At 71.4% G+C, this 12,367-nt stretch carries 10 protein-coding genes and 1 pseudogene; 5 read left to right on the forward strand and 6 right to left on the reverse strand.

The window, feature by feature from the left end:
* Positions 1-780: 780 nt before the first annotated feature.
* Together ACWD3D_RS24290 and ACWD3D_RS24295 are read left to right on the forward strand one after the other, a co-directional pair.
* A pseudogene (locus ACWD3D_RS24290) lies at positions 781-873 on the forward strand (succinyl-CoA--3-ketoacid-CoA transferase); the annotation flags it as partial.
* A 256-nt stretch (positions 874-1,129) separates the two neighbouring features.
* Complete coding sequence (locus ACWD3D_RS24295) at positions 1,130-2,293, forward strand: 4-hydroxybenzoate 3-monooxygenase (protein ID WP_451462926.1); 1,164 nt, start codon at positions 1,130-1,132, stop codon at positions 2,291-2,293.
* A gap of 117 nt (positions 2,294-2,410) precedes the next feature.
* Here ACWD3D_RS24295 and ACWD3D_RS24300 read toward each other — a convergent pair whose 3' ends face one another.
* Positions 2,411-3,607, reverse strand: a complete 1,197-nt coding sequence (locus tag ACWD3D_RS24300; RefSeq protein WP_451462927.1) for an MFS transporter — start codon at positions 3,605-3,607, stop codon at positions 2,411-2,413.
* A 60-nt stretch (positions 3,608-3,667) separates the two neighbouring features.
* Here ACWD3D_RS24300 and ACWD3D_RS24305 point away from each other — a divergent pair, with 60 nt between their 5' ends.
* Together ACWD3D_RS24305 and ACWD3D_RS24310 are read left to right on the forward strand one after the other, a co-directional pair.
* Positions 3,668-4,654, forward strand: a complete 987-nt coding sequence (locus tag ACWD3D_RS24305; RefSeq protein WP_451462928.1) for an ArsR/SmtB family transcription factor — start codon at positions 3,668-3,670, stop codon at positions 4,652-4,654.
* A gap of 111 nt (positions 4,655-4,765) precedes the next feature.
* Positions 4,766-5,164 carry a hypothetical protein gene (locus ACWD3D_RS24310; protein ID WP_451462929.1) on the forward strand — a complete coding sequence of 133 codons (399 nt, stop codon included), beginning with the start codon at positions 4,766-4,768 and terminating at the stop codon, positions 5,162-5,164.
* A 145-nt stretch (positions 5,165-5,309) separates the two neighbouring features.
* Here the strand turns inward: ACWD3D_RS24310 and ACWD3D_RS24315 are convergent, their stop codons facing one another.
* The 5 genes from ACWD3D_RS24315 to ACWD3D_RS24335 form a co-directional block, all read right to left on the reverse strand.
* Positions 5,310-6,389, reverse strand: a complete 1,080-nt coding sequence (locus tag ACWD3D_RS24315) for an Ldh family oxidoreductase (protein WP_451462930.1) — start codon at positions 6,387-6,389, stop codon at positions 5,310-5,312.
* 19 nt (positions 6,390-6,408) lie between these two features.
* A complete protein-coding gene (locus ACWD3D_RS24320) occupies positions 6,409-8,127 on the reverse strand; it encodes a thiamine pyrophosphate-dependent enzyme (protein WP_451462931.1) in 1,719 nt (572 codons plus the stop codon).
* 13 nt (positions 8,128-8,140) lie between these two features.
* Positions 8,141-9,001 (reverse strand): amidohydrolase family protein, encoded by an 861-nt coding sequence (locus tag ACWD3D_RS24325; RefSeq protein ID WP_266711646.1) that lies wholly within the window; start codon positions 8,999-9,001, stop codon positions 8,141-8,143.
* 110 nt (positions 9,002-9,111) lie between these two features.
* The gene (gene lhgO / locus ACWD3D_RS24330; RefSeq protein WP_451462932.1) at positions 9,112-10,311 is read right to left on the reverse strand and encodes an L-2-hydroxyglutarate oxidase; all 1,200 of its coding nucleotides are present in this window, start codon (positions 10,309-10,311) and stop codon (positions 9,112-9,114) included.
* A gap of 60 nt (positions 10,312-10,371) precedes the next feature.
* Positions 10,372-11,829, reverse strand: coding sequence for an aldehyde dehydrogenase family protein (locus ACWD3D_RS24335; RefSeq protein WP_451462933.1), 1,458 nt, complete (start codon positions 11,827-11,829; stop codon positions 10,372-10,374).
* Positions 11,830-12,022: 193 nt separating this feature from the next.
* Between ACWD3D_RS24335 and ACWD3D_RS24340 the strand changes: the two genes are divergently transcribed.
* On the forward strand, positions 12,023-12,310 hold the full coding sequence (locus ACWD3D_RS24340; protein WP_451462934.1) for a putative quinol monooxygenase: 288 nt from the start codon (positions 12,023-12,025) through the stop codon (positions 12,308-12,310).
* Positions 12,311-12,367 lie beyond the last annotated feature (57 nt).

The raw sequence follows: 12,367 nt of genomic DNA on the forward strand, positions 1-12,367 counted from the left end.
GTGCCGAAGTTGCTGCCCGGCCCGGTGTCGTACTTCCACAGCCCCTGGTCGATGCCGGTGCCGGACGCGCCGTTGAAGTCGTCGCTCCACGTGAGCGTGAAGCCCGAGGGCGGTGCGGGCACCGACGCCTCGGCGTTCATCGTCCCGCCGACCGAGGCCGCGATCGTGACCGCCACGACGGGAGGGAATCTGAGCGCTCTCGCCCATCCGCCGCGCCGCGTTGTAGCCCTTTTCAAGCGCATATGTCCAACCTCCGGAACGTGGCGTGCTGCCGCGTGACCGCAACGCCGCCTCTGACGGGACATCACCGGATGCCCGAAGTCGACGCACGTCAGCCCGTCCGACGACAGAACGGACGCCCGGACATGTCATGTACGCAGCTTGTCGATCATCCCGGTGTTCGACAAGACGGGCGACACATTTACTTGCACGGTGCAGCCGTGCCGCTGACGCCCAGCACCCCCCTACGGCGGGCGCGGACGAGCAGCGGTCGGGGCAGGATGCGCCCGGGCCGTTGACATCCCCCGGGGGGCGCTTGCACACTCCAACCCGTCCCGGGTCGCACTTCGGAGTCCCGCGCGTCCGCCGACGCCTGGCACGCACGCCGGCCGCGTCGTCGGACGTGCCCCGGTACATCCGGTACGTCCGGTACCCACCGCACCACGCGAAGAAAACGAGGAAATGGGCGGTCCGCGCATGGACGAGGTGGCCGACGGGCGGATCAGCCGGGTCACCGGCTCGTACAGCGGCGCGAACGAGGAGTTCGCCCGGCAGTACCTGTCCGTCCGTCTCCCCGGGATCTTCGTCCAGCGGGTCGTCGTGCCGACGCCGGAGCAGGTCTGCGACAGGAGAATCGAGAAGCGCACGGTCACCGGGCGTCCGACCGCCGGGCGGGAGGGCCCGAGGACCGTCGGGCGGCGCACCCTGCCGCCGACCGGCGAGGCGCGCGTCGGCCGGATCGTCACCGCTCTCGCCGCGATCGACGCGACCATCGAGGGGCCGGAGCTCGTGGAGACCGCTCCCGGGGTGGGTGTCGCGGAGGTCGTCGCGCGGACGGCGGCACCGCTGCGCACGGCCGTGCACTCCGCCGAAAAGTGAACGATCCCGCCACATCGAGGGAGCACCGCGCATGCGCACCACCGTCGGCATCATCGGGGGCGGCCCGTCCGGGCTGCTACTGGCACGACTGCTCCACCGGGCGGGTATCGACTGCGTCGTCCTGGAGAGCCGCGAACGCGCCTACGTCGAGCGGCGGCAGCGCGCCGGCATCCTCGAACAGTCCACGGTCGACGCACTGCGCGAGGCGGGAGCAGCCGCACGGCTGGACGCCGAGGGCCTGGTGCACGAGGGCATCGAGCTGCGCTGGGGCGGCGGCCGGTCCCACCGGATCGACCTCCCGTCGCTCGCCTCCGGTCGCCGGGTGTGGGTGTACGCGCAGACCGAGGTGGTCAAGGACCTCATCGCCCTCCGGCTCGCGGACGGCGCGCCGCTCCACTTCGGCGCGGAGGTGACCGCCGTGGAGGGCGTCGACACCGACCGGCCGGTGGTGACCTATGTCCAGGAGGGGCGTACCAGGACCCTCACCTGTGATTACGTCATCGGGTGCGACGGCTTCCACGGAGCGACCCGGGCGGCGGTGCCCGGGGCGGCCAGGACGACGTACGAGCGGACCTACCCCTACTCGTGGCTCGGCATCCTGGCCGATGTCCCGCCCTCCTGCGAGGAGCTGGTCTACGCGCACTCCTCGCGCGGCTTCGCCCTGCACAGCATGCGCTCCCCCGGAGTCAGCCGGCTGTACCTCCAGGTCCCCAACGGCACCGACCCGGCCTCCTGGTCCGACGAACAGGTCTGGGACGAGCTCGACTTCCGCTTCGCGCAGGACGGCTGGAAGCTGGCGCGAGGGCCGATCACGGCCAAGAGCGTTCTCCCGATGCGGAGTTCGGTGACCGAGCCCATGCGGTTCGGGCGCCTCTTCCTGGCGGGCGACGCCGCCCACATCGTCCCGCCCACCGGCGCGAAGGGGCTCAATCTCGCCGTCGCCGACGTCGTCGTACTGGCCCGCGCGCTGATCCGGCAGCGGACGGGCGGCTCGACGGACCTGCTCGACGCGTACTCCGACACCTGTCTGCGCCGGGTGTGGCGCGCGGAGCACTTCTCCTGGTTCATGACGACGACGCTCCACACCGACCCGGAACAGAGCGGGTTCGACACCCGGTTGCAGATCTCCCAACTGGAACGGATCGCCTCGTCGCCCCACGCGGCGGCCGAACTGGCCTTGAACTACGCGGGCTGACCGCACCCTTCCGCGCAGGCGCCGTCCGATGCGGACCCGGCTCGCCCGCAGGGTTTCGCCAAGTGACCGCCGGGCGTCACGAAACGGTCTCGGGGTGCCCTCGCTCCCGTCTCCTCTTCATGCAGATCCCCCTTGGCCTGCTGCCGCGATGTCCTGTGGACGCGTCCGCAGCCCCGGGGCGAGCGCCAGGGTCACCGCGACGGAAACCACCGCCGTGGCGGTCATCGCCAGGGCCGGCGAGGTGAGTTCGGCAGCGGTACCGGCGAGGAGGGCGCCGACGCCCTGCAGGGTGAGCATGCCGGAGGAGTGCAGGCCGATCGCCTGGCCGCTCAGCTCGTCGGGCGTCAGCCGCATCAGCCGTTCCTGGAGCAGCAGGCTCGCCGAGAAGCCGACGGAGGCCAGGGTGACGGCGGCCAGTGCGACGGGGAGCCCCGGTTCCAGGACGAACAGCAGATAGGGGGCGGCGAGAACCAGCCGCAGCGGGGCGCCCAGGCGTTCACGCCACCACGGTGGGAGGAACCGTCCCACGAGCGTGTCGCCCGCGAGCATGCCGAGAGCGGCGCAGGCGAAGAGCAGACCGGCGTGCCCGGGGGCGTACGAGAGGTAGAGGGACTCGCACCCCGCGACGAGGCCGTTCGGCACCCACAGCGCCAGGTAGACGTAGCGGCGGGGCACGGACGCCCACAGAGCCGCGTTGACACGCCAGGTGGCGGCGATCGACGGACGGCCGGTGGCGCGGGGCGGCCGGTCGGTGAGGCCGAGGCGGGTCATCGTAGCGGCGGCCACGTACAGCAGCGCACCGACGAGCAGCGCTCCACGTGGGGACAGCAGCGTGACGAGGACGCCACCGAGTGCCCAGCCGCAGACCTGCAGGGTGCCGACCGCCATGTTCAGGACCGAACGGCCCAGCAGATAGCCGTCCTTGGTGAGGATCTCGTTGAGCAGGCCGAAACGGACCCCGCCTCCCACGGAGGAGATCAGCCCTTGGCCCGCCAGGACGGTGAAGATCACCCACAACGGCAGTCCGGGAACCGCCTGGGCGGCGGCGGCCACCGCGAAGGCCAGGGCGAGGCCCGTCATGGCGACGCGTGGACGCAGACGGTCGGCGGCCGAGAGCAGGGTGGCCGCGCCGACGACCTGGGCGAGGGAGGGGCCGGACATCGCCAGAGCGGAGAGCAGCGGGGATCCGGTGGCCGAGTGGACCAGGGTGCCCAGCGCCAGCCCGCTCACGGTGGACGCGGCGACCGACAGTGCGCCGGAGGCGAAGAGCGGGGTGAATTCCGGGGTGCGGAACACTTCTCGATAGGTGCGCATGGCGGGGAGTGTCCGAGGCCCCGCCCCGGCGGCGTTAATGTTTCGCACGGAGGCGAAACGATGGGACTCTGGCTGCTCGACACGGACACCCTGGCCCGGAGCAGGTTCGTGATCTCACCCCTGGCGGAGACCGTCGCCACCCTCAACGGCCTGGAGGCGGCTGCCGCCCCCCATCCTGCTCAACAGAGGTGGCTGGAAACCCACTTGCACGCCTACCGCGAGCAGGTGGGCCGGGATCCGGTGGCGGCTGCCGTGATCCGGTCCGGGTTCCGCCGCGACTGGATCGCCGACTTCCTCATTCCGGCCCCGGTGGGTGACGGGACCCCGCGCTTCGAGGAGGAACTGCACCGCGTCCGGACCACCCCACCCGCGTCCGCCCACGCGGACCTGACCACCTCCCTGGGCGGCGGGCCGCTCCCGCCCGCCCTGCGCCGTGACGACCTCGCCGAACGCGCGGCCGACCTGCTGGAGTGGGTATGGACCCGCGTGGTCCTCCCGGACTGGGAGCGGCGCCGTCACGTCCTGGAAGCCGACATCGTCTCCCGCACAAGGCAGTTGAGCGACGGCGGCTGGGCCTCGGCCCTCGATGACTTGGGCCCCCGCATCCGCTGGCTGGGCGACGGCCGGCTGCGGATCAACGCGCACGCCAACCCGCCGCGCAGCATTTCCGGCGCACAGCTCCTGCTCGTCCCCGTGACTCCGAAGAGCGGCTGGGTCACCTGGGACGAACCCCACCGGTACGCCGTGGTCTATCCGTGTTCGGGCGCGCTGACCCGGCAGGAGGACCGTCCGGTGCCCGGCGCGCTCCGCGCCCTGCTCGGTCCGCGACGGGCCCGTTTGCTGACCCTGCTGAGCACTCCGATGAGTACCACCCAACTGGTGGCGCTGACCGGCTTGGCACTGGGCTCGGTGGGAAGGCACCTGAAGGTACTGCTGAACGCGGGGCTCGTGCGACGGCGGCGTGCGGGGCGGTCGGTGCTGTACTACCGCAGTGAGGCGGGGGACCATCTCGTCGGGGCCGCGCGGCACGGCGGCCCGGCGCGGTGAGGTCCGCCACTGCCCCCTCACGAGCGGCCCGAGGCCCGTGGACGCCCCGCCCTTTGGCCGCCACGGAGAAAGGGCCGGCCTCCGCCCGGACCGACGGCGTACGGTGGCTCGATGGGCAACGACCGACGTCTCCGCCGTCTCGTCGTGGACGGCGTTACCTGGTACTGGACCGTCCGGCAGCGATCGCGGCCCGAGTACGCCGACTGCCGGCTGGTCCTCTCGCTCTTCCCGGAGGTGGCCGCGGACGGCGTTCGACGCCGGTTGGCCCTGGTGTTCGCGCCTGGCCCGGACCAACTCGTTTCGAACTCGTACTTCGAGGCGGGCACGGTCGTACGCCTCCCGGACCGCGCCTGGCTCAACCTCTACGAGCCCGGGACTGTCAGGCTCCTGCTCGACGCGGCGGCTCCCTTCATGGACACCCTGACCTCGGTGCGGGACCTCGAAGTGGACGGCCGGCCCTGCTTCGCCGAGGCGGTGGGCCGGGCCGACGCGGCCGGGTCCGACGGCTGATCACGTCACGGCCCCTGACGCCGGAGCCGTGGTGGTCGGGTTCGGCGCATGGACAGGCCGTGGAGGGCCCCCCGCACAGTGAGGTCCTCCACGGCCCGGTCACGGGCGGCGGGGTGACTCCGTGGAACCTCCCCCACCGCTTCTTTCAGCCCGCCGCCACCGGCTCCGGCGGCGTGATGCCGAACTCCGCCGCACGCTCGGTGAGGTCGCGCCAGACCTTCGGGGCGACCGGCAGGCCCTTCTCGCCGCGCTCGACGGCGAGGGCCGCGCTCCGCTCGCCGGGGTAGAACACGCCGGAGGCGTCGTCCGCCCGCGGCAGGCCCTTGAGGGTGGTCAGGGTGTCGTCCACGGCGGCGGTGAAGGCCGCGGGGTCACCGAACGCCGCCGGGTCCAGGGCGATGAGCAACGCGTTCTGACGGTGCTTGCGCCCCTTCGGGTCGTCCGAGTGGAAGGAGGCGAAGATCGGCGCGCCGACGAGCACGCTGGTGAGCAGCTCGAAGGCGATCGACATCCCGGACCCCTTGGCGCCGCCCAACGGCAGCGGCATGACCGCCTGTTCGGGGTCGGTGGTGGGGGTGCCGTCGGCGGTGGCCGCCGCTCCCTCGGGCAGCGGGGTGCCGCTCGCCTTGGCCTGGCGGATCTTGCCGAGGGCGATGGTGGCAGTGGCCATGTCGAGGACGAGCGGCGCGTGGGCGTCGGCCGGTACGGCGATGGCGAGCGGGCTGGTGGCTACGGCCGCGCCCTTGACCCCGGTGTAGCCCATGTTGGGCATGCCGGAGACGAACCCGATGCCGATGAGGCCCTGTTCGGCGATCTTCGACACGTAGTAGCCGATGGCCCCGGTGTGCACGGTGCGGCGGACGGCCACGGCGGCGATGCCGTTGGTACGGGCCCGGGTCACCGCTTCGCCGGCGGCGGCGGTGAGGGCGACCGGGCCGGGCGCGTGGTCGGCGTCGATGACCGTGGCGGCCGGCGTCGAGGACTCGACGGTGAGCTCGGCCTTGGCGTTGGCGATGCCTTTGGCCAGCAGGTCGAGATAGGCGGGGACGCGGGCGACACCGTGCGAGTCGACGCCGCGCAGCGCGGCCCAGACAAAGACGTCCGCGGTGGTGCGGGCGGCTTCGGCGTCCAGGCCGCCCTTCTCCAGGAGGGCGGCGGAGAAGGTGCGCAGGTCCTCGGCGGGGACCAGGACCTTGCCCGGCTTGGGGGTGGGGTGGTCGGTCATGGTGGCGGTGCCTCCTGGTTCAGCGGGTGACGAGTACGTCGACGACGGCGGTGGTCCCGTCCGCGACGGCCTTGAGCGCGCGCTCCAGCGCGGGCGCCAGGGCGTCGGTGGTGTCGACGGTCTCGGTGTGCATCCCGAACGGCTCGGCGAACGCGGCGAGCCGGGGCAGCCGGTGCAGGTCGGTGCCGAGCCATTCACCGGTCTCGGCGGCGGCACCCTCGGGGTAGAACCTGCGATGGTTGAGATTCATCGACTTGTAGACGCGGTTGTTGAACACCAGGATGAGTACCGGCAGTTCGTAGGTCTTGGCGGCGTCGTACGACTGGATCACCGGGTTGTAGGTGAACGCGCCGTCGCCGACCGTGAGAACCACCGGCTTGTCCCCGGCTGCGAGTTTGACGCCGAGGGCGACCGCGATGCCCTGTCCGAGTCCGCCCTGTACGTAGAAGTACGAGTCGGGGTCGGAGGTCAGCAGGTGCCGCTTCACCGTCTTGCTGTGGGTGATGGTCTCGTCGACGACGATCCCGCCGGTCCCCTCCAGGAGTCGGCGCAGCGTGGCGGCGACCAGGACCGGGTCCACCCCTTCGCTCTCCTCCGACTTCGCCTCGGCGGCCGAGACGGCAGCCCGCTCGGCGGCGTACCGCTCCTCCTGCGCCGCACGGCGCAGGGCGACGGCGGCGCGCTGGTCCTCGGTGAAGTCCTTCGCCCGCTTGGTCAGTTGGCGCAGCGTGTTGGCGACGTTGCCTTCGAGGTACGCGTCGGCGAAGAGCACCTGGTAGACGATGTGCGGTCGCTGCGGCACCTCGTCGACGACGACGATCGTCGCCTTCGAGGGGCGGCGGCTCGGCGGGTAGAAGGGGACGCGGCAGTTGACCAGGAGGATCAGGTCGGCCTCGTCCATCCAGGGGCCGATGTCGCTGCCGGCGTGCAGTGGGTGGTTGCGCGGGAAGTTGCCGCAGACCGCCGAATCGGGTTCGACCACCGGGATGTTCCACGCCTCGGCGAAGGCGAGGAGCGCCTCGAAGCCGCCCGCCTCCCGGCCGGCTGTCTCGGTGACGACCACCGGGTTCTTCGCCTCGCGGATCAACTGGGCGACGGGGTCGACCTCTTCGGGTGAACTGTGGGTGGAGCCGGGTGCGACGATCGGCTTGGCCCCGCGGCCGTCCCACTCCTCCAGGAGGATCTCCAGGGGGATGTTGAGGTAGGCCGGGCCGGCAGGTGCCCGCCAGGAGAGTTCCGCCGCCCGGGCGATCATGGTGGGCAGGGTGTGCACGCTGGCGGCCTCGGTGGCCCACTTCGTGAAGGGCTGGGCGACACCGTGCGGGCCGCCCACGATCGAGAGGTTGCGGTACCACTGGCCACCCGGGTCCTGCCCGGGGCCGTCGCCGTAGGTACTGGACTCCGAGGAGGTGACGACCATGGGGACGCCGGCGAGCAGCGCCCCGTGGATCGCCATGGAGCCTTGGAGCAGGCCGGGGGCCGCGTGCAGCAGGACTCCCTGCGGGCGGCGGGTGACGAGGCCGTAGCCGGTGGCCATGCCGACCGCGACCGTCTCGTGGGTGAGGTCGAGGTAGCGGGGGGCCGGGTCACCGTCTCGGTGACGCCGGGCCAGTGACTCCCACACCGGGGCCCATTCGGACCCCGATGAGCAGAAGAGGTAATCGGCGCCGACGGCGTTGAAGGCGGAGACGACGGCGTCACCGCCGTCGACGCCTGGCGTGTTCTTGCTGTCCGTCATCTCAGGTGTTCCCTCAGCCCTCGACCGGCCAGCCGAGGACCTCGCTGATGCCGCGGCCCATCATCCACTCAAGCTCCTCGGGGGTGAAATCCCAGTGCTTGGTGAACTGCTCGATGGTGTCGGTGTAGGTGATGCCGTGGCCGAGCAGGCGGGTGATGTCGGTGCCGTAGAAGCAGCGCTGCGGCCCCATCTTGTCGACCATCTCGCGGACGTACTTCTCGATGTTCTTGTTCGGGAAGGGCTCGGTGGAGTAGCCGGGCAGGGCCGAGACCTTGACGTAGATGTTGGGGTGCTGGGCGAGGTCGGCGGTCTCGGAGACCCAGTAGCCGATGGCGTCGTCGACGCAGCGGGCCATGATGCCCATGTGGTCGATGATGATCTTCAGCTCGGGGTGCTTGGCGGCGATCTGGCCGAGCTCCCGCTTCCAGATGGGCGCGTGGACCATCGTGGGAACGCGGAGCTCCTCGGCGATCGGCCAGTACCAGTCGTTGGTGCCGTCGATCATCCAGTTGCGGTCCTGCGGCCGGTGGAAGGTGAGGCGGGTGCCCTTGATGTGCGGGTTCTGCGCGAAGTCCCGCAGCATGGCCGTGCCCTCGACCTCGTTGTCCTGGGGGACGCGGGCCATGATGCCGAAGCGGTCCGGGTGGGCCTCACAGGCTTCGAGGGCGTAGTCGATGCGGTTGCCCTCCCAGGACGGCGGGAGGATGAGGGCCCGGTTGACGCCGGCCTCGTCCATCAGCTCCAGGGCCTCTTCGTAGCTGAAGGCCTCTTCGCGGTGGCCGTTGAGGCGGATGCGCTCGCGGGCTCCGGGGACCCAGGGGCGGTCCGGGGCCTCTTCCTTCCAGATGTGGATCTGGGTGTCGACGACGAACATGGGGAACCTCTTCCGTTGCGGGGTGGGGTGGTGTGCGTCAGACGTTAGAGCTGGTGGGGGCGTTTGCTAAGACCCCGGGGGCGCAAGCAGTTGTTGCGCGGAACGGCAGGTCACGCCGGGGCGAACACGGCCTCGGCGATGTGCTCGGCGATGGCCATGGAGGCCGTGGCGGCCGGGGAGGGGGCGTTGCGTACGGCGGTGACGCGGCCGATCCGGTGGATGCGGAAGTCGTCCACGAGCGTGCCGTCCGGGTCGAGCGCCTGGGCGCGTACGCCGGCTCCTCCGCGGACCACGTCCCCGGGCCCGACGCCGGGGATGTACGCCCCCGCGTCCTTCATGAAGGCCCTGGTGGAGAACGAGCCGCGGTACTCCTTGATGCCCGTCCGCCAGTGCTGGGCGGCCATCCGCCAGGCCCCGGGGTAGGCGGCGAGCTGCGCCAGGTCCTTCACGGAGAACGTGGAGAGCTTGTATCCCTCCCTGGCCAGCGCCAGGACGGCGTTGGGGCCGACCTCCACCGAGCCGTCGACCCGGGGGGTGAAGTGCACCCCGAGGAAGGGGTAGCGCGGATCGGGTACGGGGTAGACGAGTCCGCGTACCAGATCGGCCCGCTCCGGTCGCAGCAGCATGTACTCGCCCCGGAAGGGGACGATCCTGGGTGCCTTCTCGTCCTGGGCGAGCTTCGCGACGGCGTCGGACTGGAGGCCCGCGCAGAGGATCAGCCGGTCGACGCGTACGCGTTCCTCGCCCGAGGCCACCTCGATGCCCCCGGGCACCTCGGTGAGCGAGTCCACCGCGAAACCCAGTCGTACCTGGCCGCCGGCGGTCTCGATGTCCTCGGCGAACTGCCGGGCGATCGCCGGGTAGTCGGTGATCGCGGTGCGGGGCGAGTGGAGGGCCGCGATGCCGCCGGCGTGCGGCTCGATCTCCTTGATCTCGTCCTTCGAGATCTTCCGCAGGTCGGGCACGTGGTTGTTCTTGGCGCGGTCGTACAGGCCCTCCATACGGCCGAGTTCGTCCTCGCGCACCGCCATGACGAGCTTGCCGATCTCCTGGTACGGCAGCTTCCTCTCCTGGCAGTACTCGCGCAGCAGGGACACGCCCCGTACGCACAGGTCGGCCTTGAGGCTGCCCGGGGCGTAGTAGATGCCTGCGTGCACCACGCCCGAGTTGTGTCCGGTCTGGTGGACCGCGACCTGCCGTTCCTTCTCGAAGACCACCACGCGGGTGCCCGGGCGGCGCAGCGCGATCTCGCGGCCCGTCGCCAGACCCACGATGCCGGCTCCGACGATGCCGACCGTTTCGTCGGTCATCGGCATCCTCCTTTCTTGCTGATGACGCTGGGTGGAGCTTGATGATGCCGGGGCCGCGTGTCAGGAACCGAAGTGGAAGGCGACGGTCTTGACGCGGGTGTAGAAGCGCAGCGCTTCGGTGCCCTGCTCCTTGAACGCGGAGCCCGAGTCGCGGAAACCGCCGAAGGGGTGGTGCACGTCCCAGCCGGTGGTCGTGGTGTTGACGGCCACCTGTCCGCAGTCGGCCTCCTCGGCGAAGCGGTGGGCGGCGCGCAGGTCGCTGGTGAAGAGGGCGGCGGCGAGTCCGAAGTCGGAGTCGTTGACCTCCTCGACGGCCTCGTCGTACCCGTCGACGGCGCGGACGACGACGACCGGACCGAAGACCTCCTCGCGCCAGACGGCCATCTCGCGGGTCACGTCCGCGAGGACGGTCGGCAGGACCCAGCAACCGTGGGCGTACGCCTCGTCCTTCGGGGTGTCCCCGCCCACGAGGACGGTCGCCCCTTCCTGGACCGCGCGTGCGATGTCGGCGAGGACGCCGGCGCGCTGACCGGTGGAGACGAGCGGGCCCACGGAGAGGGTGTCCGCCTCCCGGGAACCGAGTCCCAGCGCGGCGACGGCGTCCAGCAGCAGCCCGGTGAACTCCTCGTACACGGATCGCTCGACGAGGACGCGGCTGGTGGCGGTGCAGCGCTGGCCGGTCTGCCCGAACCCGGCGGCGACCACTGCCTTGACGGCGGCCGTCAGGTCGGCGTCGGCGAGGACCACGGTGGCGTTCTTGCCGCCCAGCTCGCCCTGGAAGCGGACGTTGCGGTCGGCCAGCGAGCTGCGGATGGACTCGCCCACGGAGTTGGACCCGGTGAAGGTGACGGCGGCGATGCGCGGGTCCGCCAGCAGCGGGGCGGAGATCTTCCCGCCCCGGCCGGTGACCACGCCGAGCACCCCGGCGGGCAGGCCGGCGTCGTGCAGGGCGCGGGCCAGGTGGAGGCCGGACATCGGGGTCTCGGAGGCCGGCTTGAGGACGACCGCGTTGCCGGAGGCGAGGGCGGGTGCCAGCTTGCGGGCCGGGGTCAGCAGCGGGTCGTTCCACGGGGTGATCGCGAGGACGATGCCGATGGGTTCGTGGTGGAAGCTGGTACGCGTCCCGGGCCGCGCGTCGTGGACGAGCGTGCCGTAACCGGTGCGGGCGAGAGAGGCGTAGTACTCGAAGAAGTCCGCGGCCTTCTGGACTTCGCCGCTCGCCTCCTGGAGGGTCTTGCCGTTCTCGGTGACCACCGCGTCGGCGATCTCGGCGGCCCGCTCCCGCAGCAGCCTGGCCGTCTCGTGGAACACCCGGGCCCGCTCGAAGGGGCTGGTGCGCCGCCAGAGCGCGAACCCCTTCTCCGCCTCGTCGTACGCCCGGGTGACCTCCTCGGCGTCGAGCGCGGGTACCCGGGCGACCGGGGTACGGGTGTCGGACGGGTCGTGGACCTCCAGCCATTCGCCGGCCGCCACCCACTGTCCGCCGAGAAGGGTTTCCATGGTGCGCATCTGGATCATTACTCCCGTTCGACCGCGGCTGCGCGCGGTGTACAGATGAAACGGCGTGGTCGTCACGACAACACAGGAAGTCCGCGGGGGTGACCAGGCCCGCGGCGGCAGACATTGCTTGCACGTCACGCACGGGCCCACGCGCGTGGATCGTGCTGGAATCGGCACCGTTGAAGGCCGTGACGAAGAAGGAGGCCGCACCATGGCATTCGCCGTGATCGCCCACTACAGCTGTGACCCCGCCGACGAGGACACGGTGCGTGCCGCGCTGCTGAAGATGCGCGGGCACACGCTGACCGAGCCGGGGAACCTCGGCTACGAGGTGCACGCGGAGGTGGACCGGCCGGGCGGGTTCGTGCTGTACGAGCGCTACGCCGACCGGGCCGGCTTCGACGCCCACGCGGCGGCGGACTACTTCGACGAGCTGATCGTCAGGACGGTGCGCCCGCTGCTGACCGACCGCGCGGTGACCTTCGCCGAGGTGCTGTAACCGGCGCCGGTGCGTGGTCCCTGCCGGCCGAGTCCTGGGGCGAGGTCCTGGCGGCGG

It is taken from the genome of Streptomyces sp. NPDC002690, from assembly GCF_053592415.1.

Bases quoted from the DNA above. Each gene is read 5' to 3' on its own strand.
- ACWD3D_RS24300 (WP_451462927.1), bottom strand. From the start codon at position 3,607: ATGCGCACCTATCGAGAAGTGTTCCGCACCCCGGAATTCACCCCGCTC.
- lhgO (WP_451462932.1), bottom strand. From the start codon at position 10,311: ATGACCGACGAAACGGTCGGCATCGTCGGAGCCGGCATCGTGGGTCTG.
- ACWD3D_RS24295 (WP_451462926.1), top strand. From the start codon at position 1,130: ATGCGCACCACCGTCGGCATCATCGGGGGCGGCCCGTCCGGGCTGCTA.
- ACWD3D_RS24305 (WP_451462928.1), top strand. From the start codon at position 3,668: ATGGGACTCTGGCTGCTCGACACGGACACCCTGGCCCGGAGCAGGTTC.
- ACWD3D_RS24320 (WP_451462931.1), bottom strand. From the start codon at position 8,127: ATGACGGACAGCAAGAACACGCCAGGCGTCGACGGCGGTGACGCCGTC.
- ACWD3D_RS24340 (WP_451462934.1), top strand. From the start codon at position 12,023: ATGGCATTCGCCGTGATCGCCCACTACAGCTGTGACCCCGCCGACGAG.
- ACWD3D_RS24335 (WP_451462933.1), bottom strand. From the start codon at position 11,829: ATGATCCAGATGCGCACCATGGAAACCCTTCTCGGCGGACAGTGGGTG.
- ACWD3D_RS24310 (WP_451462929.1), top strand. From the start codon at position 4,766: ATGGGCAACGACCGACGTCTCCGCCGTCTCGTCGTGGACGGCGTTACC.
- ACWD3D_RS24325 (WP_266711646.1), bottom strand. From the start codon at position 9,001: ATGTTCGTCGTCGACACCCAGATCCACATCTGGAAGGAAGAGGCCCCG.
- ACWD3D_RS24315 (WP_451462930.1), bottom strand. From the start codon at position 6,389: ATGACCGACCACCCCACCCCCAAGCCGGGCAAGGTCCTGGTCCCCGCC.